General features: G+C 55.4%; 20 protein-coding genes and 5 pseudogenes. 17 read left to right on the top strand and 8 right to left on the bottom strand.

Translation table 11 applies throughout. From position 1 onward, the window contains the following. The first annotated feature begins 309 nt into the window (after positions 1 to 309). A complete protein-coding gene (xthA, locus tag GM30_RS22130; protein WP_049850350.1) occupies positions 310 to 1119 on the top strand; it encodes an exodeoxyribonuclease III in 810 nt (269 codons plus the stop codon). Between the two features lie 20 nt (positions 1120 to 1139). Beyond that, the gene (locus GM30_RS22125; protein ID WP_049850349.1) at positions 1140 to 1553 is read left to right on the top strand and encodes a pyrimidine (deoxy)nucleoside triphosphate diphosphatase; all 414 of its coding nucleotides are present in this window, start codon (positions 1140 to 1142) and stop codon (positions 1551 to 1553) included. On the opposite strand, the gene GM30_RS22120 is transcribed toward GM30_RS22125, so the two are convergent. Next, positions 1513 to 1773: a YnjH family protein gene (locus tag GM30_RS22120; protein WP_193391797.1), complete on the bottom strand. Its 261-nt coding sequence runs from the start codon at positions 1771 to 1773 to the stop codon at positions 1513 to 1515. The genes GM30_RS22125 and GM30_RS22120 overlap by 41 nt on opposite strands. Positions 1774 to 2034: 261 nt before the next feature. On the opposite strand from GM30_RS22120, the gene gdhA reads away from it, so the two are divergent. Then, positions 2035 to 3378, top strand: coding sequence for an NADP-specific glutamate dehydrogenase (gene gdhA / locus GM30_RS22115; protein WP_049850347.1), 1344 nt, complete (start codon positions 2035 to 2037; stop codon positions 3376 to 3378). Here gdhA and GM30_RS22110 read toward each other — a convergent pair. The 3 pseudogenes from GM30_RS22110 to GM30_RS22100 form a co-directional block, all read right to left on the bottom strand. Then, positions 3375 to 5260 (bottom strand): annotated as a pseudogene (locus GM30_RS22110) (DNA topoisomerase III). The gene gdhA and the pseudogene GM30_RS22110 sit on opposite strands and share 4 nt — an antisense overlap. Before the next feature lie 4 nt (positions 5261 to 5264). After that, positions 5265 to 6259: pseudogene (gene selD, locus GM30_RS22105) on the bottom strand (selenide, water dikinase SelD). A gap of 162 nt (positions 6260 to 6421) precedes the next feature. Further along, a pseudogene (locus GM30_RS22100) lies at positions 6422 to 6959 on the bottom strand (NAD(P)H nitroreductase). Between the two features lie 165 nt (positions 6960 to 7124). On the opposite strand from GM30_RS22100, the gene sppA reads away from it, so the two are divergent. The 4 genes and pseudogenes from sppA (at position 7125) to chiD (ending at position 12033) form a co-directional block, all read left to right on the top strand. Next, on the top strand, positions 7125 to 8978 hold the full coding sequence (gene sppA, locus GM30_RS22095; protein ID WP_049850346.1) for a signal peptide peptidase SppA: 1854 nt from the start codon (positions 7125 to 7127) through the stop codon (positions 8976 to 8978). A 52-nt stretch (positions 8979 to 9030) separates the two neighbouring features. Continuing rightward, positions 9031 to 10047 carry an asparaginase gene (gene ansA, locus GM30_RS22090; RefSeq protein WP_049850345.1) on the top strand — a complete coding sequence of 339 codons (1017 nt, stop codon included), beginning with the start codon at positions 9031 to 9033 and terminating at the stop codon, positions 10045 to 10047. 6 nt (positions 10048 to 10053) lie between these two features. Further along, positions 10054 to 10627: pseudogene (gene pncA, locus GM30_RS22085) on the top strand (bifunctional nicotinamidase/pyrazinamidase). Between the two features lie 152 nt (positions 10628 to 10779). After that, positions 10780 to 12033 (top strand): chitinase ChiD, encoded by a 1254-nt coding sequence (gene chiD, locus GM30_RS22080; protein WP_049850343.1) that lies wholly within the window; start codon positions 10780 to 10782, stop codon positions 12031 to 12033. 48 nt (positions 12034 to 12081) lie between these two features. Here chiD and GM30_RS22075 read toward each other — a convergent pair whose 3' ends face one another. Next, on the bottom strand, positions 12082 to 12360 hold the full coding sequence (locus GM30_RS22075; protein ID WP_049850342.1) for a YeaC family protein: 279 nt from the start codon (positions 12358 to 12360) through the stop codon (positions 12082 to 12084). Between the two features lie 42 nt (positions 12361 to 12402). Next, a pseudogene (gene msrB, locus GM30_RS22070) lies at positions 12403 to 12749 on the bottom strand (peptide-methionine (R)-S-oxide reductase). 341 nt (positions 12750 to 13090) lie between these two features. On the opposite strand from msrB, the gene gapA reads away from it, so the two are divergent. The 6 genes from gapA to GM30_RS26890 all read left to right on the top strand — a co-directional run bounded on the left by gapA (position 13091) and on the right by GM30_RS26890 (position 18950). After that, positions 13091 to 14086 (top strand): glyceraldehyde-3-phosphate dehydrogenase, encoded by a 996-nt coding sequence (gene gapA / locus GM30_RS22065; protein WP_049850341.1) that lies wholly within the window; start codon positions 13091 to 13093, stop codon positions 14084 to 14086. Between the two features lie 76 nt (positions 14087 to 14162). Beyond that, on the top strand, positions 14163 to 15044 hold the full coding sequence (locus tag GM30_RS22060; RefSeq protein ID WP_049850340.1) for a D-hexose-6-phosphate mutarotase: 882 nt from the start codon (positions 14163 to 14165) through the stop codon (positions 15042 to 15044). A gap of 374 nt (positions 15045 to 15418) precedes the next feature. Then, positions 15419 to 16795, top strand: coding sequence for a DUF1214 domain-containing protein (locus GM30_RS22055; protein ID WP_049850339.1), 1377 nt, complete (start codon positions 15419 to 15421; stop codon positions 16793 to 16795). Continuing rightward, on the top strand, positions 16695 to 17489 hold the full coding sequence (locus GM30_RS26470; protein ID WP_476691232.1) for a DUF1254 domain-containing protein: 795 nt from the start codon (positions 16695 to 16697) through the stop codon (positions 17487 to 17489). Before GM30_RS22055 ends, GM30_RS26470 begins: the two co-directional genes overlap by 101 nt. Before the next feature lie 11 nt (positions 17490 to 17500). After that, on the top strand, positions 17501 to 17989 hold the full coding sequence (locus GM30_RS26465; protein WP_049850337.1) for a DUF1214 domain-containing protein: 489 nt from the start codon (positions 17501 to 17503) through the stop codon (positions 17987 to 17989). Between the two features lie 496 nt (positions 17990 to 18485). Continuing rightward, a complete protein-coding gene (locus GM30_RS26890; protein ID WP_202967014.1) occupies positions 18486 to 18950 on the top strand; it encodes a transporter in 465 nt (154 codons plus the stop codon). Positions 18951 to 19024: 74 nt separating this feature from the next. Here the strand turns inward: GM30_RS26890 and GM30_RS22035 are convergent, their stop codons facing one another. Next, positions 19025 to 19771 carry a MipA/OmpV family protein gene (locus tag GM30_RS22035; protein WP_049850336.1) on the bottom strand — a complete coding sequence of 249 codons (747 nt, stop codon included), beginning with the start codon at positions 19769 to 19771 and terminating at the stop codon, positions 19025 to 19027. Between the two features lie 434 nt (positions 19772 to 20205). Here GM30_RS22035 and yeaG point away from each other — a divergent pair, with 434 nt between their 5' ends. The 3 genes from yeaG to GM30_RS22020 all read left to right on the top strand — a co-directional run bounded on the left by yeaG (position 20206) and on the right by GM30_RS22020 (position 24158). Further along, positions 20206 to 22140, top strand: coding sequence for a protein kinase YeaG (yeaG, locus tag GM30_RS22030; protein WP_049850335.1), 1935 nt, complete (start codon positions 20206 to 20208; stop codon positions 22138 to 22140). 127 nt (positions 22141 to 22267) lie between these two features. Next, the gene (locus GM30_RS22025) at positions 22268 to 23545 is read left to right on the top strand and encodes a YeaH/YhbH family protein (protein ID WP_049850334.1); all 1278 of its coding nucleotides are present in this window, start codon (positions 22268 to 22270) and stop codon (positions 23543 to 23545) included. 73 nt (positions 23546 to 23618) lie between these two features. Beyond that, positions 23619 to 24158: a YbaK/prolyl-tRNA synthetase associated domain-containing protein gene (locus tag GM30_RS22020; protein WP_080993485.1), complete on the top strand. Its 540-nt coding sequence runs from the start codon at positions 23619 to 23621 to the stop codon at positions 24156 to 24158. On the opposite strand, the gene yoaI is transcribed toward GM30_RS22020, so the two are convergent. Next, entirely contained in the window at positions 24155 to 24286 is a 132-nt protein-coding gene (yoaI, locus tag GM30_RS27650; RefSeq protein WP_272948244.1) for a small membrane protein YoaI, read from the bottom strand. The genes GM30_RS22020 and yoaI overlap by 4 nt on opposite strands. A 176-nt stretch (positions 24287 to 24462) precedes the next feature. Here yoaI and GM30_RS22015 point away from each other — a divergent pair. Beyond that, the coding region (locus tag GM30_RS22015) for a DUF441 domain-containing protein (protein WP_049850332.1) at positions 24463 to 24866 on the top strand (404 nt) is incomplete at its 3' end.

Below are 24866 nucleotides of genomic sequence, written 5' to 3'. Positions count from 1 at the left end.
AGTTACAACCCGTCTCTATTCATATAAACTGCATAAAAAGTGAATAAAACGGTAAAGGAATGCATTAGCAGCACTAATAATCGCAACATTATGCATTAGTAAAACTTAATTCGTGATTTGTGATCGTCTGCGAAATTTGACGTCGATAATTGCCCCAAAGTGGGGCGTAATGCTTCAGAAAAGGGCAAGAACGGCATTCTGTCACCACCGCTTAACGGCTTTCGGCAGAAACTCTGTTGGCAATGAAGTCAGACGGTAGAAATTCTGCTACCATCCCAGCACTATTCACCTTGCACAGTGGCAGCGACTATGAAATTTGTCTCTTTTAATATCAACGGCCTGCGCGCCCGCCCTCATCAACTGGAAGCCATCGTCGACAAGCATCAGCCGGACGTGATCGGCCTGCAGGAGACAAAGGTTCACGACGACATGTTCCCTCTCGAAGAGGTGGCGAAGCTCGGCTATAACGTCTTTTATCATGGTCAGAAAGGTCATTACGGCGTCGCGCTGTTGACCAAAGAGACACCCATTTCCGTACGCCGTGGTTTTCCTGGTGATGGTGAAGAGGCGCAGCGCCGCATCATCATGGCGGAAGTGCCGTCGCCGCTGGGTAACGTTACGGTGATTAACGGCTATTTCCCGCAGGGCGAGAGCCGCGACCATCCGATCAAGTTCCCGGCCAAACAGGCGTTCTACCAGAACCTGCAGAACTATCTCGACGGTGAGCTGAAGCGCGAAAACCCGGTGCTTATCATGGGCGATATGAATATCAGCCCGACGGATCTGGATATCGGCATTGGCGATGAGAACCGCAAACGCTGGCTGCGTACCGGCAAATGTTCGTTCCTGCCGGAAGAGCGCGAATGGATGGAACGCCTGCTGGGCTGGGGTCTGGTGGATACCTTCCGCCACGCGCACCCGGAGACCCAGGATCGCTTTTCGTGGTTTGATTACCGCTCGAAAGGGTTTGATGACAACCGCGGTCTGCGCATCGACCTGCTGCTGGCAAGCTCGCCACTGGCGCAGCACTGCGTCGAAACTGGCATCGATTACGAAATTCGTAGTATGGAAAAACCGTCAGACCATGCGCCGGTGTGGGCGACCTTTAAAGGAAAATAAACGCGTTGGATCAGCGGAACATGCAAACGATTGATGTGGTCGCGGCGATCATTGAACGTGACGGAAAAATTCTGCTGGCCCAGCGCCCGCCCCATGCCGATCAGCCTGGGCTGTGGGAATTTGCCGGGGGAAAAGTGGAAGCCGGGGAAACACAGCCGGCGGCGCTGATCCGCGAGTTGCGTGAAGAGCTGGGTATTGAGGCACAGCCGGGGGCATACGTTGCCAGCCATCAGCGGGAAGTCTCCGGGCGACGTATTCATCTGCACGCCTGGCACGTCCCGGCGTTTCGCGGTGAGATAACAGCGCTTGACCACAGCCAGTTGGTGTGGTGCTCGCCGCAGGCGGCGTTTGATTACCCGCTGGCGCCTGCGGACATCCCCTTGCTGGAGGCGTTTATGGTTTTACTCGCCGCCAGACCAGCGGATTCGTGCTGAGGGTTTTCTCATCACGCTGACACTGCAGCATCACCCCTTCCGCTTTGATCACCGCGCCTTCAGAGTAGTTTTGATCCTGATAAATGCAGCACTGTGCGCAGGGCTGCGCACGTTGTCCGCCTGAGCTGAACACCTCGGGCGGCACATTCACTTCCACCTCCGGGCGGTAACGTTCCCCGGCCTGCGCCCCCAGCGCGACAACGGCCAGTAACGCGATCATCACATTTCGTCTCATCGTTTTTCGTCCTGATAACAACTCATCATCAGATTATCGGCACAAATTCTGACTTCCTTAAATTTGACTCACCATCGCATTTAGTTATGACCTGCCGCAAATTATGAATTTTACCGTCGGGCAGAATTTTCCTTGTCAGCCGCCGCATCGCCAGTGGTATAGTCGAAAATCGCTGTCCTGATAATTATAAGTAAAGCAAATACAACACAACGATACGTTTCACAATCATAAGAGGTTTATTCGTCTATGGAACAGATAGCATCTCTGGAGACTTTTCTCTCACACGTTCAACAGCGCGATCCGCAGCAACACGAGTTCGCGCAAGCGGTAAGAGAAGTCATGTCAACAATTTGGCCCTTTCTTGAGCAAAACCCGCGCTATCGCCAGCTGTCGCTGCTTGAGCGACTGATCGAGCCGGAACGCGTGATCCAGTTCCGCGTCGTGTGGGTTGATGACCGCAATCAGGTGCAGGTCAACCGCGCATGGCGTGTGCAGTTCAGTTCCGCTATCGGTCCGTTTAAAGGCGGCATGCGTTTTCACCCGTCGGTGAACCTGTCGATCCTGAAATTCCTTGGCTTTGAGCAAACCTTTAAGAACGCCCTGACCACACTGCCGATGGGCGGGGGTAAAGGCGGTAGCGATTTCGATCCGAAAGGCAAAAGCGAAGGCGAAATTATGCGTTTCTGCCAGGCCCTGATGACCGAGCTGTATCGTCATCTGGGTGCAGATACCGACGTTCCGGCCGGCGACATCGGCGTGGGCGCGCGCGAAGTCGGCTTTATGGCTGGCATGATGAAAAAGCTGTCGAACAACACCGCCTGTGTGTTTACCGGCAAAGGATTGTCGTTCGGCGGCAGCCTGATCCGCCCGGAAGCCACGGGCTACGGCCTGATTTACTTTGTCGACGCGATGCTGAAACGCCACGGGCTCGGACTGGAAGGCATGCGCGTGGCGGTGTCCGGTTCCGGTAACGTCGCCCAGTACGCCATCGAAAAAGCCATGGCCTTTGGCGCCCGCGTGGTGACCGCCTCAGATTCCAGTGGTACCGTGGTCGATGAAGCCGGGTTTACAGCGGAAAAACTGGCGCGCCTGTGCGAAATCAAAACCAGCCGCGACGGCCGCGTTGCCGATTACGCCCGCGAGTTTGGCCTCACCTATCTGGAAGGCAAACAGCCGTGGTCAGTGCCGGTGGATATCGCCCTGCCATGCGCCACCCAGAACGAACTGGACGTGGACGCCGCGCGCCAGCTGATTGCCAACGGCGTGAAAGTGGTGGCGGAAGGGGCAAACATGCCGACGACCATCGCCGCGACCGATCTGTTCCTTGAAGCGGGCGTGCTGTTCGCGCCAGGAAAAGCGGCCAACGCCGGTGGCGTGGCAACGTCCGGCCTGGAAATGGCGCAGAACGCCGCGCGTCTGAGCTGGAAATCTGAGAAAGTCGACGCACGTCTGCACCACATCATGCTGGATATTCACCAGGCCTGCGTGGAGTATGGCGGTGAAGGCAAGCAGACCCACTACGTGCGCGGCGCAAACATCGCGGGCTTTGTCAAAGTGGCCGACGCGATGCTGGCGCAGGGTGTGATTTAAGCGCTTTTCTGCCCGGCAGCGCTACGCTTGCCGGGCTTCTTCGCTGGCCCTTTCTTCTTTTCGCCCCCCGGCGCCACCAGCCCACGAAACTGACTGACACGCGTGTTGCGCGCCATCTGTATCAGCTCATTGAGCGTCCCCACCAGCGGGTGCATGAAATCCTGATAACGACACTGTTTTTCGCTGATTTGCGTCAGCACCGATTCCCAGTGGGCGGTCATGTCCGGGCGCGAAGCCAGCTCCGGCAGCGAGTGGATCAGCGCCCTGCCCGGATCCGTCGAATGGATATAGCGCCCTTTTTTGATTAAAAAGCCGCGTTTGAACAGCAGCTCGATGATCCCAGCGCGGGTGGCTTCGGTACCGAGGCCGTCAGTAGCGCGGAGGATTTTTTTCAGGTCTTTATCCTGCACAAAACGGGCGATACCGGTCATCGCGGAGAGCAGCGTGGCGTCGGTGAAATGGCGCGGCGGCTGAGTCTGACGCTCCACCACTTCCCCTTTTTCGCACAGCAGTTCATCGCCTTTGGCGACCACCGGCAGCGGGGTGCCGTCATTCTCTTCATCACGCTCTTTCGCGCCCAGTAGCGTCCGCCAGCCGGCTTCGGCGAGGAAACGCGCTTTGGCAATGAATTTGCCGTTGGCGATGTCCAGATCGATCTGGCATTTACGGTAGACCGCGTCGGCACAGAACTGCATCAGGTACTGGCGCGCAATCAGTTCGTAGACTTTGGCTTCGTTGTCGCTGAGGTGTACCGACGTGCTGCGCGCGGTGGGGATAATCGCATGGTGGGCATCGACTTTTTTGTCGTCCCAGCAGCGGTTGCGGGTATCGGGATCGACCGCTGGCTGTGGCAGCAAACCGGGCGCATGAACGCCAATCGCGTTCATCACCGCCTGACGACCGGCAAAATGCTCTTCCGGCAGATAGCGGCTGTCGGAACGCGGATAGGTAATCAGCTTGTGGGTTTCGTACAGTTTCTGGCAGATATCAAGCACGTTCTGTGCGCTGAGGGCAAAGCGCTTTGCCGCTTCAATCTGCAGCGCGGAGAGCGAAAACGGCAGCGGCGCCGGTTCGGATTCGCGCTTGTCATTGTATGCGGTAACCATCGCCGGTTGCCCGGTGATGCGCGCCACCACGTGATCCGCCAGCGGACGGTGCAGCAGACGCCCCTCTTCATCCTGATACGGTTCGCAGGCTTCGCTCGGTTGCCAGGTGGCGATAAAACGCTCGTCCTTTGGCGTGACAATATGCGCTTTCACTTCGAAAAAATCTTTGGCGACAAAGTTTNNATCTCTTCGTCGCGCCTGACCACCAGCCCCAGCACCGGCGTCTGGACGCGCCCTACCGACAGCACGCCCTGATAGCCTGCGTTACGCCCGAGCAGCGTATACGCCCGCGTCATGTTGATGCCGTACAGCCAGTCGGCACGGGCACGGGCCAGCGCCGAGACGCACAGCGGAATAAACTCGCTGTTGGCGCGCAGACGCGAAATCGCCCGCTCAACCGCCTGCGGATTAAGGTCGTTAATCAGGCAGCGCTGCACCTGCTGACGTTTTTCCGCCGACAGTTGCAGGTAATCCAGGACTTCATCGACCAGCAGTTGCCCTTCGCGATCCGGGTCTCCGGCGTGAATGATTTCGCTGGCCTCATGAAGTTGACCCTGCCACTTTTCCGGCACAATCGGTAGATCCATCAGGTTCCAGCGCGCATAACGGCTGTCATAGACATCCGGCTGCGCCTGCTCCAGCAGGTGACCAATACACCAGGTGACCACCTGCCCGTTGCCGCACTCAATAAAGCCGTCGCCTTTGCGGTGCGGCTTTGGCAGCACGTCCGCAATGGCGCGACCCAGACTCGGCTTTTCCGCGATGAACAGACGCATCGACTTAACGGATCTCGACCATTGGCCGGCCGCCGCGCGCCGTTACCANGCCTCGGCTTCCGCTTCCGGCAACACCGCCAGCAGCAGACCGCCAGAGGTTTGCGGATCGCACAGCAGCGAACGCCATTCGTCCGGCATTTCGCCCATCAGATGACCGTAGCTGGCAAAGTTGCGCCCGGTGCCGCCCGGCACCGCGCCCTGGGCGATGTAGTCTTCCACACCCGGCAGTTTTGGCACATCGGCGAAGCGGATCTGCGCCTGCACGCCTGCGCCCTGGCACATTTCGCTGAGGTGGCCGAGCAGGCCAAAACCGGTGACATCGGTCATTGCCTTCACGCCGTCGATGTTGGCAAACGCCGCTCCGGCGAGGTTCATCTGACACATCACTTCCGTCGCCAGCCCCTGATGCTCTGGTTTAAGGAGGGATTTTTTCTCGGCGGTGGTCAGCACGCCAATCCCCAGCGGCTTGGTGAGGAACAGTTTGCAGCCCGCCTGCGCAGTGCTGTTTTTCTTCACCCGTTCGGTGGGTACGATGCCGGTGACCGCCAGACCAAAAATCGGCTCCGGCGCGTCGATGGAATGGCCGCCCGCCAGCGCGATGCCCGCCTGCTGACAGGCAAAACGCCCGCCTTCAATCACATCACGGGCGATTTCCGGCGCCAGCTTGTCGATCGGCCAGCCCAGAATGGCGATAGCCATGATCGGCTTACCGCCCATCGCAAAGATATCGCTGATGGCGTTGGTTGCCGCGATGCGGCCAAAATCGAACGGATTATCGACAATCGGCATGAAGAAATCGGTGGTGCTGATCACCGACGTGCCGTTGCCCAGATCATAGACCGCCGCATCGTCGCGGGTCTCGTTACCAACAAGCAGGTTCGGGTCGACAAACTTCGCCTGCTCGCTATGGAGGATGGTTTCCAGCACTTTGGGGGAAATTTTACAACCGCAACCGGCTCCGTGGCTGTATTGCGTTAAACGAATGGCTTGCTCGCTCATGGACATCTCCTGTCATTGCAATCCGGCTATGGTACCGCTCAAACCGTGACGTGATAAGTGCCGCAATCTGATTTCGCGCACTGTTGCTCATTAAGCGTGCAGTAATGGCGGGATAAATGAAGTGTACTGCCCGGTAGCGCTGCGCCTACCGGGCAGTAATAATCAGAAGCGCACCACAAATGGCGCGGTGTCCGGCACCGTTACGGTGGTAGACGCTTTGAGCTGCGGCGTGCCGAGATAGAGGAAGCCGACAATTTTGTCCTGCACACGGCAGTTAAACCCAGCGCGAACCACCGGGCTATCGGTCAACGCGCCGCTGCGCCAGATACCATTGAATCCCTGAGCGACCGCCGCCATCTGCATCGCCATCACCGCGCATCCGGCGGACATCTCCTGTTCCCATTGCGGCACCTTGTGGTGCTCCTGACATTTCGCCACCACGGCAATAATCAGCGGTGCGCGGAACGGCGCATTTCGGGCTTTGTCGATCGCTTTTTCGTCTTCACCGGCCTGAATCGCGCCATCGACTAAAAGCTGGCTGAAACGCTCGCGGCCTTCCCCTTCAATGATGAAGAACTGCCAGGGTTGTAACGTCCCGTGATCCGGCGCGCGCATGNTTTTCCAGTGCCCCCCCCGCCGGTGCAGGCTCGGCCAGGCGAGAGGCGCTGCGACGGTTTACCAGTAGTTCAAGTGCATCCATTTGGCGTGCTCCTGTGGGATAATATTTCACAAAATTAACATGATTAGCGATTTAGTTACAGCGCGGGCGCCGATTCCTGCTGACAACCGGCGGCGGTAACTTTAGGATACCCGTACGTTACGCCTGAAGTAGCGCACTCTTTATCTGTCTGGTCAGGGAGAATACATGCGAACCCTTTGGCGAATAATTGCCGGTTTCTTTAAATGGACATGGCGATTGCTCAATTTCATTCGTGAGCTGGTGCTGAATTTATTTTTCATCCTGCTGGTGCTGGTGGCGGTCGGTATCTGGTCACAGTTCAGTAACACCACCACTGAACATGCCTCACGCGGCGCACTGCTGCTGGATCTCACCGGCGTGGTGGTGGATAAGCCCTCCACCAGCAGCAAGTTCGGGGCTCTCAGCCGTCAGTTACTGGGCTCAAACTCCGATCGCCTGCAGGAAAACTCGCTGTTTGACATCGTCCAGACCATTCGTCAGGCGAAAGATGACCGCAATATCACCGGCATCGTGCTGGATCTGAAAGATTTTGCCGGGGGCGATCAGCCGTCGATGCAGTACATCGGTAAGGCGCTGCGTGAATTCCGCGACAGTGGCAAGCCGGTTTACGCCGTGGGCGACAATTACAGTCAGGGTCAGTACTACCTGGCAAGCTTTGCCAACAAAATTTACCTCTCGCCGCAGGGACTTGTTGATCTGCACGGTTTTGCCACCAACGGTCTTTACTACAAATCGCTGCTCGACAAGCTGAAAGTTTCCACCCATGTATTCCGCGTCGGGACCTATAAATCCGCCGTCGAACCGTTCATCCGCGATGATATGTCGCCTGCTGCCCGTGAAGCGGACAGCCGCTGGATTGGCGAACTGTGGCAGAACTACCTGAATACCATCGCCGCTAACCGTGAAATCACCCCACAACAGGTCTTCCCTGGCGCGCAGGGGCTGTTAGACGGTCTGCGTAAGACCAACGGTGATACGGCGCAGTATGCGCTGGATAACAAACTGGTCGATCAGCTGGCCTCCAGCGCCGAAGTGGAAAAAGTGCTGTCAAAACAGTTTGGCTGGAGTTCGGAAGATAAAAACTACCGCGCGGTCAGCTATTACGACTACTCGCTGAACACCCCGTCTGATAAGGGCGACAGCATTGCGGTCGTCTTTGCGAACGGCGCGATTATGGATGGTCAGGAGACGCCGGGGAACGTTGGCGGTGATACCACTGCCTCGCAAATCCGCGACGCGCGTCTCGATCCTAAAGTGAAAGCGATTGTGCTGCGGGTGAACAGCCCTGGCGGCAGCGTGACGGCGTCGGAAGTCATTCGTTCAGAACTGGCGGCGGCGAAAGCAGCCGGGAAACCGGTAGTGGTGTCAATGGGCGGCATGGCGGCGTCCGGCGGGTACTGGATTTCCACCCCGGCGAATTACATCGTAGCGAACGCCAGCACGCTGACCGGCTCTATCGGCATCTTTGGCGTCATCAATACGGTGGAAAACTCGCTGGATTCGATTGGCGTTCACACCGATGGCGTGGCGACGTCGCCGCTGGCGGACGTGTCGCTGACTAAAGCGTTGCCGCCTGAAGTGCAGCAGATGATGCAGCTCAGCATCGAAAACGGCTATCAACGCTTTATCACGCTGGTGGCGCAGGCGCGTAAGAGTACGCCGGAGCAGATCGATAAAATCGCGCAGGGTCACGTCTGGACCGGTCAGGATGCGAAAGCCAACGGTCTGGTCGACAGCCTCGGTGATTTCGACGATGCGGTGGCGAAAGCGGCGTCGCTGGCCAAACTGAAACAGTGGCACATCGATTATTATCAGGAAGAGCCGGGTCTGTTCAGCCGGTTAATGGACAGCCTGGGCGGTTCAGTTCGCGCCGCGCTGCCGCAGGTGCTGCAGGCCTATTTCCCTGCCCCCGTCGTGGCCGCGGCCAGCACCGTGAAGGCGGAGACCGACAAGCTCGCCGCCTTTAACGATCCGCAAAACCGCTATGCATTTTGCCTTACCTGCGCCAATATTAAGTAACTGGTATCCCCTCCTTATGGAGGGGATTTTCTTTACGTAATAGCCTGATACCATGCAAAAAAAATCAATTTACGTTGCCTATACCGGCGGTACCATCGGTATGCAACGCTCCGAGCAGGGTTACATTCCCGTTTCCGGTCATCTGCAGCGTCAGCTGGCGCTGATGCCAGAATTCCACCGGCCTGAGATGCCGGATTTCACTATTCACGAATACGCTCCGCTGATGGATTCGTCAGACATGACGCCGCAGGACTGGCAGCATATCGCCGAGGACATCAGACAGCATTACGACGAGTACGATGGCTTTGTGATCCTGCATGGCACCGACACCATGGCGTTCACCGCCTCGGCGCTGTCGTTCATGCTGGAGAATCTGGGCAAACCGGTAATTGTGACAGGGTCACAAATTCCCCTTGCCGAGCTGCGCTCCGACGGACAAATCAATCTGTTGAATGCGCTGTATGTGGCGGCGAATTATCCGATCAACGAAGTGACGCTGTTCTTCAACAACTGCCTCTATCGCGGCAACCGCACCACTAAAGCGCATGCGGACGGCTTTAACGCTTTCGCCTCGCCTAACCTGCCAGCGCTGCTGGAAGCCGGTATCCATATCCGTCGTCTGGGCACGCCGCCTGCGCCGCACGGCAACGGACCGCTGATCGTTCATCCGATTACGCCGCAGCCAATTGGCGTGGTGACCATCTATCCGGGCATTTCGGCCGATGTGGTGCGCAACTTCCTTCTCCAGCCGGTCAAAGCGCTGATCCTGCGCTCTTACGGCGTCGGCAATGCGCCGCAAAACAGCGAGTTTCTGCAGGCGCTGGCGCAGGCCAGCCAGCGTGGCATTGTGGTGGTCAACCTGACCCAGTGCATGTCCGGGAAAGTGAATATGGGCGGTTACGCCACCGGCAATGCGCTGGCACAGGCGGGCGTGATCAGCGGCTTTGATATGACCGTTGAGGCGACGCTGACTAAACTTCACTATCTGTTGAGTCAACCTCTGGCGGCACCGGCCATCCGTAGCGCCATGCAGCAGAATCTGCGTGGCGAACTGACGCCGGACGAGTAAGGAAAAATTATGAACCGGGCACTCCTCCTTGTCGATTTACAAAATGATTTCTGCGCCGGTNGCGCGCGGTGATGCGATTGTCGCCAGCCAGGACTGGCATCCGGCAAATCACGGAAGCTTCGCCAGCCAGCATAACGCAGAGCCCTATACTCAGGGCGAGCTGGACAGTTTACCGCAAACCTGGTGGCCTGATCACTGCGTGCAGAACAGCGAAGGCGCCGCGCTGCACCCGCTGCTAAAACAGAAGGCGGTCGACGCCGTGTTTCATAAAGGCGAAAACCCGCAGACCGATAGCTACAGCGCCTTTTTTGATAACGGCCACCGGCATAAAACGGGCCTGGACGTCTGGCTCCGTCATCATGAAATCACGGAGCTTATCGTGATGGGACTGGCGACCGACTACTGCGTGAAATTTACCGTGCTGGACGCACTGCAACTGGGTTACACCGTCAACGTGATCACCGACGGCTGCCGTGGTGTGAACATTCAGCCACAGGACAGCGCCCAGGCCTTTATGACCATGGCGGCAGAAGGCGCCACGCTGTATACGCTGGCGGACTGGCAGGAAACTCACGCCTGATCCCTGCCCGGCGCGTCACAGCCGGGCAACACTTTTCTCACAATTGAAGCTGAGTCGCATTTTCAGCGAAGCGACGATGCTAATCTCAAATGGCTGTTTTTTCGTCAGATTTCTGACGTTTATTTTTTACCGTCAATATGAGAGGAATTGTGATGAGATATTTGCCCATTCTGGCTGCATTACCCCTGCTCTGCGCTTCCCATGCCTTTGCCAATTCGTTGATTTCCGTCGGTTATTTTAACGGCGGCGGTGACGTGACTGCCGGTCCCGGCGGTGATATCGATAAGCTGGATGTCCGACAGATCACCCATCTGAACTATTCGTTCGGCCTGATTTACAACAATGAAAAAGACGAAACCAACGAGGCGCTGAAAGATCCGGGCAAGCTGCATCAGCTCTGGCTGTCGCCGAAAGTGCAGGCTGACCTGCAAAAAATCCCTGAATTACGTAAGCAGAATCCGGATCTGAAAGTCCTGCTGTCAGTGGGCGGTTGGGGGGCGCGCGGATTCTCCGGCGCGGCAGATAACAAAGAGAGCCGGGCCACCTTCATTCGCTCCGTTCAGGAGGTGATGGATCGCTACGGCCTCGACGGCATTGACCTTGACTGGGAATATCCGGTGAACGGCGCCTGGGGACTGGTGGATAAGCAACCTGCGGATCGCGATAACTTCACTGCCCTGCTGAAAGAGCTGCGTCAGGCGCTGGGTGATAAAAAGCTGGTGACTATCGCGGTTGGTGCGAATGCGGAAAGTCCGAAAAGCTGGGTTGACGTGAAGGCCATTGCGCCGGTGCTGAACTATATCAACCTGATGACCTACGACATGGCGTACGGCACGCAATACTTCAACTCGAATCTGTATGACTCCAGCCACTGGCCGACGGTCGCTGCGGCGGACAAATACAGCGCCGATTTTGTAGTGAACAACTATCTGGCCGCTGGCCTCAAACCGGAACAGATGAACCTGGGGATCGGTTTTTATGGCCGCGTACCGAAACGCGCCGTCGAGCCGGGCATCGACTGGACGAAAGCAGACGCCCAGAATAACCCGGTGACCAAACCCTATTTTGGCGAGGCAGAAAAAACGCTGTTCAGTTCGCTCGGTTATCATCTCGATAAAGACACCTACGTGAAGTACAACGACATCGTCAGCAAGCTGCTGAACGATCCGCAGAAGCGCTTTACCGAGCACTGGGACGATCAGGCTAAAGTGCCATGGCTGTCGGTGAAATCCGCCAGCGGTGAACCGCTGTTTGCGCTGTCCTATGAAAACCCACGCTCCGTGGATCTCAAGGCGCAGTACATCAAAGAGAAAGGTCTGGGTGGTGCGATGTTCTGGGAGTATGGCGCGGATGACAACAACCAACTGGCGAAACAGCTGGCGACGTCGCTTGGGATTAAACACTAACTGAAGGGGTGTCGGGTAAGCACGATGCCTGCCCGACACAGCAACACATTACTGCATTTTCAGCGTTGCGATGGACCTGGGCGCGATGCCAAAATCTTCCTTCAACTGCTGCTTGCTCTTCATCACCATCTGACCCTGCGTGTCGATGGTCATGTGCTGCGCTTCGGTGTTATGCCGCGCCTGCCACAGCATCACCAACTGCATGCTGTTCTCTTTTTGCTCCGGCGTCAGCGCCACGCCGTCCGGCCATTTTCCGAGCTCTACCGCCGTCACCAGCCGCTGATAAATCTCCGGCGTCATTGCGCTGATCATGTCATCAACATTCATTACGATTTCCGCTCCTGTGGAATAATTTGCTGAATCGTTTTTTCAGCCCTTCGTTTGGTCACCGTTTTCGTCGTCGGTGAAGCTCAGCGAGGCCGAATTAACACAATAACGTTCGCCAGTGGGTTGCGGGCCATCCGGGAAAACATGACCGAGATGGGCATCACAGTTGCCGCAACGANGAAAAGGCGGGCCCAGCCGCAACCCGAGTCATACTTGCTTTGCGAGGTAAACAGCGGCGCATCGCAGACCAGGCAATGGTAAACGCCGTCGCGTTTGTTATGCAGAAGTTGCCCGGTGAAAGGCGGTTCTGTGCCATGATTCTGTGTCACGTAGAACTGCATTTCAGTCAGGTTTTTTTTCAGTTCTTCCGGGTTTTTTTGATTCGCCATGGGCTCACATCTCACGGTTGGAACAGACAGTATCTGTGATCGATTCTAACAAAACATTAACACTGAGGCGTAGACTTTTGTTCTAAACTTAGACGGGACAAATGCGCAGCCAGGTAATTGTGATGCAACTCACATTTTTATCTCTCTGGCCCTTTAAAATTCCGGGCGCAGCCCCCATGTGGTTGCTAGCCCATAGGAAGAGTGAGGCGAGTCAGTCGTTCAAAGGTTATTCAGAGGATTGATTTGTCGCAATGATTGACACGATTCCGCTTGACGCTGCGTAAGGTTTTTGTAATTTTACAGGCAACCTTTTATTCACTAACAAATAGCTGGTGGAATATATGACTATCAAAGTAGGTATCAACGGTTTTGGCCGTATCGGTCGCATTGTTTTCCGTGCTGCTCAGAAACGTTCTGACATCGAGATCGTAGCAATCAACGACCTGTTAGACGCTGACTACATGGCTTACATGCTGAAATATGACTCCACTCACGGCCGTTTTGACGGTACCGTTGAAGTGAAAGACGGTCATCTGATCGTAAACGGTAAAAAAATCCGTGTTACCGCTGAACGCGATCCGGCTAACCTGAAGTGGAACGAAGTCGGTGTTGACGTTGTTGCTGAAGCAACCGGTATCTTCCTGACCGACGAAACCGCGCGTAAACACATCACTGCTGGCGCGAAAAAAGTCGTTCTGACTGGCCCGTCCAAAGACAACACCCCGATGTTCGTTAAAGGGGCTAACTTTGACAAATATGCTGGCCAGGACATCGTTTCCAACGCATCCTGCACCACCAACTGCCTGGCACCGCTGGCTAAAGTTATCAACGACAACTTCGGCATCATCGAAGGTCTGATGACCACCGTTCACGCTACCACCGCTACCCAGAAAACCGTTGACGGCCCGTCTCACAAAGACTGGCGCGGCGGCCGTGGCGCGGCTCAGAACATCATCCCGTCCTCTACCGGTGCTGCTAAAGCGGTAGGTAAAGTACTGCCGGAACTGAACGGCAAACTGACCGGTATGGCGTTCCGCGTTCCGACGCCGAACGTATCCGTTGTTGACCTGACTGTACGTCTGGAAAAAGCGGCTTCCTACGAAGACATCAAGAAAGCCATCAAAGCTGCTTCTGAAGGCCCGATGAAAGGCGTTCTGGGTTACACCGAAGACGACGTGGTTTCCACCGATTTCAACGGCGAAGTTTGCACTTCCGTGTTCGATGCCAAAGCAGGTATCGCTCTGAACGACAACTTTGTGAAACTGGTTTCCTGGTACGACAACGAAACCGGCTACTCCAACAAAGTTCTGGATCTGATCGCTCACATCTCCAAATAAGTTGAGATGAGAACCTGATCTATAAAGGCGACTTCGGTCGCCTTTTTCTTTTTATGGCTTAACGAAGGATTGCACCATGATTAACAAAATTTTTGCTCTCCCGGTTGTTGAACAGCTTACCCCTGTGCTTTCGCGTCGCCAGCTTGATGAGCTGGAGCTTATCGTTGTTGATCACCCGCAGGTGAAAGCCTCGCTGGCATTGCAAGGCGCGCACCTGCTCTCCTGGAAACCGGCCGGTGAACAGGACGTGCTATGGCTCAGCAACAATACGCCGTTTAAAGATGGCGTCGCACTGCGTGGCGGCGTACCGATTTGCTGGCCGTGGTTTGGTCCGGCAGCGCAGCAGGGTCTGCCTGCGCACGGTTTTGCCCGCAATCTGCCGTGGACGCTGAAAGCCCATAATGAAGACGACAACGGCGTGGTGCTGACGTTTGAACTTCAAAGCAGCGACGCCACCCGCAAATTCTGGCCGAACGACTTCACCCTCTACGCGCGCTTCAAGCTGGGTAAAACCTGCGAGATTGAGCTGGAAGCCCACGGCGATTTCGAAACCACCTCTGCCCTGCACACCTATTTCAACGTTGGTGACATCGCTGCGGTTAAAGTGACCGGGCTTGGCGATCGCTTTATCGACAAAGTTAACAACGCGCAGGAAGACACGCTGGCCGACGGCGTACAGACCTTCCCGGATCGCACCGACCGTGTGTATATGAATGCCGAAGGCTGCAGCGTTATCCACGACAGCGCGCTCCAGCGCCGCATCAACGTCATCCACAGCCACAACAGCGACGTTGTTGGCTGGAACCCGGGGCCAGCGCTCTCCGTCAGCATGGGCGATATGCCGGACGACGGTTACAAAACCTTCGTCTGCGTGGAAACCGCCTGCGCAAGCAAAACCCAGAAAGCTCAGGAAGACAAACCGGCTCGTCTGGCACAAACTATTCGCGTAAATCACTAACCGAACAGCATGGCCGGATAAATTCTCCTTCCGGCCATTTTAAATTAAGCCATTTCTCAAACGCGTTATGTCTTTTTAAAACAGTGTATGAATATTCCTGCAATAACGTAAAACTGCGAGCCTTTTTCCAGTTCGGAAATATAAACCGCCCTCTCCTCAGTTTTCCCCGCCTTCGTGCTTTCTAAAGACGAACATTTATGTATTATTCCCTCGACATGCTGTTATTCGGCATCGCTTATTACAGCTTTATGAGTAGTAATAGTAATTAAACGGGAGCTAACAACTCTCCCTTCTGTCCTGTCCGCAGCAATGTCTTGTCTGTTTTTCACTGCGTTGTGCAGCAACAGATAACGTAGACTTACAAAGGAGTGGGTATGAATTCAATTCGATTATTTGTTGTCTCGCTACTTATCGGTGCAATGTCGCTGACCTCAGCGGCGCGGGCGCAGGCGCCTGCTGACGAGAGCCAGCTCTATAATGCGTGGAGCTATTTACTCGGACGCGCGCTGGTTGTCCGCCAGGAAAATACCGATATGCGCGAACCGGGAATGAATTATAACGTAATTAAATATTATAATTCTGCCAGCAGTACCGCATTCGTTAATCCAAATTTTGATGTCACTTATCTTGAGTCCTGGATCGCTATTGACGATAATTCTGCAGCAATACTCTCTGTGCCGGAAGTGAAAGACCGCTATTACACCATTCAGTTATTAAATGAATGGGGTGACAACATTACCAATATAAATAGTAGAACTTATCCGAATCATCCGTCGGGTAAATTCGCGCTCATTACTGTTAACAGCAAAGTCAAATTACCCGACGGCGTTGTTCCGGTTATTTTACCCTCCAGCAAGGCTAAACTGCTGGGGCGTTTTGAACTCAAAAACTCTCCCGAAGAAGCGAATAAGCTGCAGCAGGCCGTTACGCTGACCATGACCGGGGCTCCTCATATCGCGCCACCGCCAGCGATCCCCGCGTTTACCAACGACAAACTGCCGGGCGTAGCGCTGTTCGACAACGCCGATGAGATTCTGCGAAGCGCAGCGGATTACACGCCCGTCGCGGCAGAAATTCAGCAGAGCGTGCGAGATATCGCGCAGAAAGTGCGTACCAACAGCCAGTTCCGTCAGCAGACGGACGACGCCATTACCCAACACGTGATCCCGGCGTTCATGCTGGAGGCGCATACCGGCATCGCCACCTGGAAAAACAACTGGCTTGGCGGTCACAGAGAAGGTCGCGGCTTTAACGGTCATTATGGCACTGACTACCGTATGCGCACTGCCATCAACCTGCTGGGGATCTGGGCCAACAGCCCCGGAGAAGCCGTCTATTTCCTGACGACCAAAGACAGCAGCGGCCAGTCGCTGAATGGCAAAGGCTTCTATCGCCTCCATTTCCCGGCGAATGCATTGCCGGAAACGATGGCAAAAGCGTTCTGGTCGATCATTCTGGTCAGCGTACCGGACTACCAGGTCGTGCCGAACCCGCTTAAACGCTACAACTTCAACAATTATTCCGGGCTGAAAAAGAACAGCGATGGCTCGCTGGATATCGTCATCGGCCCTCGCCCGCCGAAGCACTTTCCTGAAAGTAACTGGCTGCCTTCGGCAACCGACAGGGACTTTGCATTCACCTTCCGGGTATATGTGCCTGAAAACGACGTCGTGGCTGGCGATCGCTTNNCCCCCCCCCCCCGCCGCTGCCGCGACGGTGGAAAGCATGAACGTCAGCGATGCCTGGCTTAACCTGGCGGTAAAAGATACCTGGGTATGGGCGTGGCCGATGATCAACATTTACCAGCGCCGTCTGGCCTTCAGTCATTTGCCTGAGGCGGGATTGCTTGGCAATACGGTACCGGTCGGCCCACCGAATACACTGTCGATGCTCGATGATTACATCAAGCCTGATGAGCGCCAGGTCGCCTGTCCGAATCAGGATGTGGTGTACGGTTTTGCTTCACTGGCGCTGGATAAATCTCCGGTGGTGGTGCAGATCCCTGATTTTGGCAGCCGGTTCTGGGTCTTCCAGGCTGTTGACCTGCGTACCGACAGCTTTGCCAGCCTCGGCAGACAATATGGTACCGAGCCTGGATTCTATTTGCTGGCAGGCCCGGACTGGCAAGGCACCGTTCCGCCAGGCATCAAAAAAGTCTTTCGCAGCACCAGTAATACCAGCGTGCTGATCCCACGAGTCTTCCAGGCCGANATCAATCTCTCCCCGCTCGCGGACTTTAACGGCAAGCCGCAGCCGCGCGACTGGAGCACACTGAAACAGTACCCCGCCGAGCATAAAACCGAAGGTGAAACCCGTTGGGTAACGCCGGAAAACTTCTGGAAACTGCTGCCAGAGGTGCTCAATGATGCACGCCCGCTGTCCGGTGAAGAGGCGCAGTACGCCAAAGCGAANNGCTGCCCCAGCCGCTGCTGGCGTTTCATTTAGCCGGAAAACCGGTGGGCAATTACTGGAGCGCCAACATTAACGGCGCGAAGTTTGGTCTCGATTTCTTCACCCGTACCGCCACCGCCCGGTCGTTTATTTTCGTAAATAAACCCGAGGAGACGCAGTATTTCGTGCAGGACTTCGACAAAAACGGCACGCTGCTCGACGGAAAAACGCGCTATACCCTGACCTTCCCCGCCGGTCAAACGCCGCCGGTTGCCGGGTTCTGGTCTCTGACGGTCTATAACCCCCAGCATTTCTTTGTGGAAAACACCATCAACCGCTACGCGCTGGGAACGCGCAACAAAGACCTTCGCTATAACGACGACGGCTCGCTGACCCTCTATCTGCAATCTGACGCTCCGGATAAAGACAGGCAAGCCAACTGGCTGCCCACGCCGTCTGAGGGCGCGTTCTCGTTAATGATCCGCGCCTATGGCCCTGAGCAGGACATCCTGCAGCATCGCTGGCAACCACCTGCTGTGGTGCCAAAACCATAACCTATCCGCTCTGGCAATCTTCCTGCCAGAGCGCTATCACTTTTCTGACACTGGGGTGTACACATCATGACCCGTAAACGGACTGCCCTTCGTTGGCTAACGCTTTCTGCTGCTCTGTTTTCGCCGCTGGCGCTTGCCGATAACGCACGTGACTGGCAGGCGCTGCCTACCGATCTCGACATGGTTTTTGCCTATTACAGCAACATTAACGCCTCAACTTCAGTGAATACCGCGTTGCCCTTTGACGGCGTGAATACCGACGCCGACCTGTTCGTCCTGCGCTATGCGCATACGTTCGCCATTGACGGGCGCTTGTCAGCAATCCAGATTATCCAGCCGTACGCCAATATTTCCGCATCGCTGAACGATGCCGACTGGCTGACCGGCTCAAAGGGCGCCAGCAATCTCGGCGACACACAAATTGTCTTCGTGCATAACCTGACCGGCGGCCCGGCGCTGAGCAAAGAAGAATTTCGCCAGTGGACACCGGAGCCGTTTGTCANTGACCGCGCCTACCGGCAGCTATGACAAAAACAGAAACATAAATATTGGCGCTAACCGCTGGGCGTTTCGCCCGGAACTGGCGAGCGGTTATCCCGTCGGCCCTTTCTGGTTCGAGTTGAACACCTGGGCGACGTTCTATACCGATAACAATGTTTACCACGGCGATGACACCCTGTCGCAACGCCCGCAGTATGCCGCAGAGGGGCATATCAGCTATACCTTTTCCCCGGCACTGTGGGCTTCGGTCGATGGCACCTGGGCGGGAGGTGGCGAAACGACCATCAACAGCGATGTGCAGAATAACCAGCAACAAAGTACATCGCTGGGTGCCACGCTTGGCTTTATGCTGACGCCCCATTTTGGTGGCATGGTGTCGTGGTACCGGACCGTTGATCACCGTACCTATACCACACCCGACGTGGATAACTGGACGTTCCGGGTGCAGTACGCCTGGTAGTCTGCACCCTAATAAAGCAAACAGGGCGCAAGCGCCCTGTTTTGATCCCTGTTATGCACACATATCGTGCAACATCAGAAGGAATAGGTGATCCCGGTGGAGATGAGCCCGCTCCAGGATTTATCAACCATCGGGCTGTCGGTGATTTCATCTGACAGGCGCGTATAACGTGCGAGGCCGTAAACGCTCCAGTCGCCGAGGAAATTGTAGTTTGCCGAGAGTTCCAGATACGGGTTCCAGCTGCTGTCCGGATCGTAGCTACGCATGCCGCTCTTACGCGACTCACGTTGCGAAACGCCGTAGTAGTATTCGTTCTGGTTATCGCTCGCCCACTCCACGCCGATACCCGGTGTCAGCGTAAACGCGCCGTTGGTGTAGCGGTACAACCACGCCAGATCCCAGGTGATGCCGTTGCTCTTGTCCAGCGTATCGCCAGACAGCGTGGTGCGCAGGAAGCCGTATTCGGTGTTATGAACGTAGGAAAGACCCGCCATCATGGTGGATTTACGGCGATCCAGCTTACGCATCTGGTTATTGTCGCTATCACCCGGTTTGAAGTATTGCGGGGACCAGTACGCGGTGACGGACAGTTTGTCGTTGGTGTCATTCCACAGGTAGTAACCCCCACCCAGGCCACGGAACCAGAAGTTATCGCCTTCATAGGTAACAACCGGAACCGGGTAGACATCGGCATCATATTGTTTGTAGGGGTGCTCAACGACACCTACCCCGGCGCCCAGCGTGAATTTGCTTTCGGCTTGCGCAGCGGTGGCAGAGGTCGCGATGAGAACGCCCAGCGCTAAAAGTTTTAGTTTAGTCACAATCCATTATCCTGTTGTCTAATTCTAAGCGGCAAAAAAGTGTAACCGTCTGGCCTTCTGACCTCAATTCTTTTACTTTCATTTATATCAATAAACCGCATAAGGTGGCATTTTCAGGTGACACTCTTTTGACAGTTCAATGAACCACAGATGAAAGCTGACCATATCGTGTTAATAACCAGTAACTATTTTCGGATGAGTCATTGATATGTCATTGAAATTAATTTTTGGCACCATGCAAGTTTCGCAAATGCCATCTACGCTTAAATTCAGAAGGTGTAATTGCCGGGCACGTTAAGCTGGGCGTACCAGCAACCTGGCACAAGGGTTGCTGGATCATCAGTGAACGGCGTTGTGCTTACCTCTTCCGGGAGCCTCCATTATTCATACGAACGGCTCTTAACCTGTGCTAAAAAACGAAAGGACGGCATGCCATGAATATATTCGATCACTATCGCCAGCGCTATGAAGCTGCCAAGGACGAAGAGTTCACACTGCAGGAATTTCTTACCATTTGCCGGCAAGATCGCAGTGCCTATGCCAATGCGGCAGAACGGCTATTGATGGCTATCGGTGAGCCCGTCATGGTCGATACTGCTCAGGAACCACGGCTATCCCGTCTCTTTTCGAACCGGGTCATCGCACGCTACCCGGCGTTTGAAGAGTTCTATGGTATGGAAGAAGCCATCGAACAAATTGTTTCTTACCTGAAGCACGCGGCTCAGGGGCTGGAGGAGAAGAAACAGATCCTCTACCTGCTGGGGCCGGTGGGTGGCGGTAAATCCTCGCTGGCCGAGCGATTGAAATCGCTGATGCAGCGTGTGCCTATCTATGTACTGAGCGCCAACGGTGAACGCAGCCCGGTTAACGACCATCCGTTCTGTCTGTTTAACCCGCAGGAAGATGCGCAGATCCTGGATAAAGAGTACGGCATCCCGGGCCGCTACCTCGGCACCATTATGTCGCCGTGGGCGGCGAAACGGCTGCATGAGTTCGGTGGCGACATCACTAAATTCCGCGTGGTGAAAGTCAGACCGTCCATTCTTGAACAGATTGCCATCGCCAAAACAGAACCGGGCGATGAGAACAACCAGGATATCTCGGCGCTGGTCGGTAAAGTCGACATCCGTAAACTGGAGCACTACGCGCAGAACGACCCGGATGCCTACGGCTATTCCGGCGCCCTGTGCCGTGCCAACCAGGGGATAATGGAATTCGTCGAGATGTTTAAAGCGCCGATCAAGGTGCTCCACCCGTTGCTGACCGCCACTCAGGAAGGTAACTACAACGGGACAGAGGGTATCTCGGCCCTGCCGTTTAACGGCATTATTCTCGCGCACTCGAACGAATCCGAGTGGGTGACCTTCCGTAACAACAAAAACAACGAGGCATTCCTTGACCGTGTGTACATCGTCAAGGTGCCTTACTGCCTGCGGATTTCCGAAGAGATCAAAATCTACGAGAAATTGCTTAATCACAGTGAGCTGACCCATGCGCCGTGTGCGCCGGGCACGCTGGAAACCCTGTCGCGCTTCTCGATCCTGTCGCGTCTGAAAGAGCCGGAAAACTCGAGCATCTACTCGAAGATGCGCGTTTACGACGGTGAAAGCCTGAAAGACACCGACCCGAAAGCCAAGTCGTATCAGGAGTATCGCGACTACGCCGGGGTGGATGAAGGCATGAACGGGCTGTCGACACGCTTCGCCTTTAAAATCCTCTCCCGCGTGTTCAACTTCGATCACGCAGAAGTGGCGGCGAACCCGGTTCATCTGTTCTACGTACTGGAGCAGCAGATTGAGCGCGAGCAGTTCCCGCAGGAGCAGGCAGAACGTTATCTCGAGTTCCTGAAAGGCTATCTGATCCCGAAATATGCTGAATTTATTGGTAAAGAGATCCAGACCGCTTATCTGGAATCCTATTCGGAATACGGACAGAACATTTTTGATCGCTATGTCACGTACGCCGACTTCTGGATCCAGGATCAGGAATACCGCGATCCGGATACCGGCCAGCTGTTTGACCGTGAATCCCTGAACGCGGAACTGGAAAAAATTGAGAAGCCTGCCGGGATCAGCAACCCGAAAGACTTCCGTAATGAAATCGTCAACTTTGTACTGCGTGCCAGAGCGAACAACAACGGACGTAATCCGAACTGGACCAGCTACGAGAAGCTGCGCACGGTCATTGAGAAGAAAATGTTCTCGAATACCGAAGAGCTGTTGCCGGTGATTTCGTTCAACGCCAAAACCTCAACCGACGAGCAGAAAAAACACGATGATTTCGTCGACCGGATGATGGAGAAAGGCTATACCCGTAAGCAGGTGCGTCTGCTGTGCGAATGGTATCTCCGCGTACGTAAATCGTCATAACAGTAATGCCGGTGGCGCTTGCGCTGCCCAGGCTTACAAAATTACAACCACTGGTAGGCCGGATAAGCAGAACGCCATCCGGCATTACCTGGCTGCGTAAGGTTGGCAAAAGCAGTACGGGGGGCCTATGACCTGGTTTATTGACCGGCGCCTGAACGGTAAGAACAAAAGCGCGGTGAACCGCCAGCGTTTCCTGCGCCGTTACAAAGCGCAAATCAAGCAGTCGATCTCGGAGGCCATCAACAAGCGGTCAGTGACCGACATCGACAGCGGCGAGTCCGTTTCCATTCCAACGGATGATATCAACGAGCCCATGTTTCATCAGGGTCGCGGCGGGTTGCGCCATCGCGTGCATCCCGGCAACGACCATTTTGTGCAGAACGATCGGATCGAACGCCCCCAGGGCGGCGGCGGTGGTTCCGGTAGCGGGCAAGGCCAGGCCAGCCCTGACGGCGAAGGTCAGGACGAGTTTGTCTTTCAGATTTCTAAAGACGAATACCTGGATTTGCTGTTTGAAGATCTGGCACTGCCGAACCTGAAGAAAAATCAGCAGCAACAGCTGAACGAGTTTAAAACGCATCGGGCCGGGTTTACCGCTAACGGGGTTCCCGCCAACATCAGCGTGGTGCGCTCGTTGCAGAACTCGCTGGCGCGTCGTACCGCAATGACCGCCGGTAAGCGTCGTGAGCTGCGCGAGCTGGAAGCGAGCCTCGATGTGGTCAGCCACAGTGAACCGGCGCAACTGCTTGAGGAGGAGCGACTGCGCAAAGAGATCGCCGAGCTACGGGAGAAAATCGAACGCGTGCCGTTTATCGACACCTTCGACCTGCGTTACAAGAACTATGAGAAACGTCCGGAACCGTCGAGCCAGGCGGTTATGTTTTGTCTGATGGACGTCTCCGGCTCGATGGATCAGGCCACCAAGGATATGGCGAAACGGTTTTATATCCTGCTCTATCTGTTCCTGAGCCGGACCTATAAAAACGTTGACGTTGTTTATATCCGCCACCACACCCAGGCCAAAGAGGTGGACGAGCATGAGTTCTTCTACTCGCAGGAAACCGGCGGGACGATTGTCTCCAGCGCCCTGAAGCTGATGGATGACGTGGTGAAAGAACGCTACGATCCAGCGCAATGGAACATCTATGCGGCACAGGCCTCGGATGGCGACAACTGGGCGGATGACTCCCCGCTGTGTCATGAGATTCTGGCGAAAAAGCTGCTGCCAGTGGTGCGGTATTACAGCTACATCGAAATCACCCGTCGGGCGCATCAGACGCTGTGGCGGGAATATGAACACCTGCAGGCAACATTCGACAACTTTGCCATGCAGCACATCCGCGATCAGGAAGATATCTACCCCGTATTCCGGGAACTGTTTCAGAAGCAAAGTGCTGAAAAATAACGCCCTCATCGCTGCCTTCCCGCAAGGCAGCGATGTTGTTCCCTCTCCCCACCTGCAGTAAAGTATTCTGGTGATGTCCTTATCACACGTCAATGAAAAGGAGAAACCGGTGACAGGGCTTGAAGATCGTAATATCCACCAGCAAATCCTCGATTTACTGCAAAACGAAAACGCGCAGTTTCGCGTGGTGTCGCATGAGGCCGTCGGGAAGTGTGAAGCCGTGTCGGAGATCCGCGGTACCGCGTTGGGCCAGGGAGCAAAGGCACTGGTGTGTAAGGTGAAAGGCAATGGCGTGAATCAACATGTGCTGGCTATTCTGGCAGCGGATCAGCAGGCTGACCTGGCACGGCTGGCGCATCATTTGGGTGGGTTGAAAGCGTCGCTGGCGAGCCCGGTGGAAGTGGATGCCCTGACGGCGTGCGAGTTCGGTGCCATCCCGCCGTTCAGCTTTCATCCTTCGCTGAAGCTGGTGGCCGATCCGCTGCTGTTTTCACGTTTCGGTGAAATCGCGTTTAACGCGGGTCTGCTGGAAAAATCGATTATTCTGAACACGCAGGACTACCTGCGGATCGCCCGCCCGGAACTGGTGGATTTTCGTCGCGACAGCCACTAGCCTTCAAATCGTTCCAGCCACAGAACAGATATGACGAGGGTCATCATGATTGCCAGAAAACTGGCGGTGATGGCCATCGTTTCAACCCACATCGGATCGTTCACAGTACACCTCGACCTGTCTGCCATTTCAGATATCCTTACACAATATAATGTCAATCATGTGACAGCCAAACAGTTTTTGCCCGCGTTGTGACTTCACGTGCATTTGCCCAAAACGCCGCAACGCTGCGAAAAATCACTGTGTGGCAGCCCGTTTGCGCGTAAAGTAAGCAGGCTAATTTTTTGATTGCAGGGATTTTCGCATGTTCGACGCCACGCTATTGATTCTTCTGGGACTGGCCGCGCTGGGATTTATCAGCCACAACACTACCGTTGCCGTCTCCATTCTGGTTCTGATCATTGTTCGGGTAACGCCCCTCAGCACGTTTTTTCCATGGATTGAGAAACAGGGACTCTCCCTTGGGATTATCATTCTGACTATCGGCGTCATGGCGCCCATCGCCAGCGGCTCGCTGCCGCCCTCCACGCTACTGCATTCGTTTGTGAACTGGAAATCGCTGGTGGCGATTGCTATCGGCGTGCTGGTCTCCTGGCTCGGCGGCCGCGGCGTCACGCTGATGAGCGCGCAGCCTCAGCTGGTGGCGGGCCTGCTGGTGGGAACAGTGCTCGGCGTCGCCCTCTTCCGTGGCGTGCCCGTCGGGCCGCT

The sequence above is a fragment of the Trabulsiella odontotermitis genome, from assembly GCF_001188485.1.
Taxonomy (GTDB): domain Bacteria; phylum Pseudomonadota; class Gammaproteobacteria; order Enterobacterales; family Enterobacteriaceae; genus Trabulsiella; species Trabulsiella odontotermitis_A.
The sequence above is the reverse complement of the archived record's forward strand: the minus strand, read 5'-3'. Positions and strand labels throughout refer to the sequence as shown.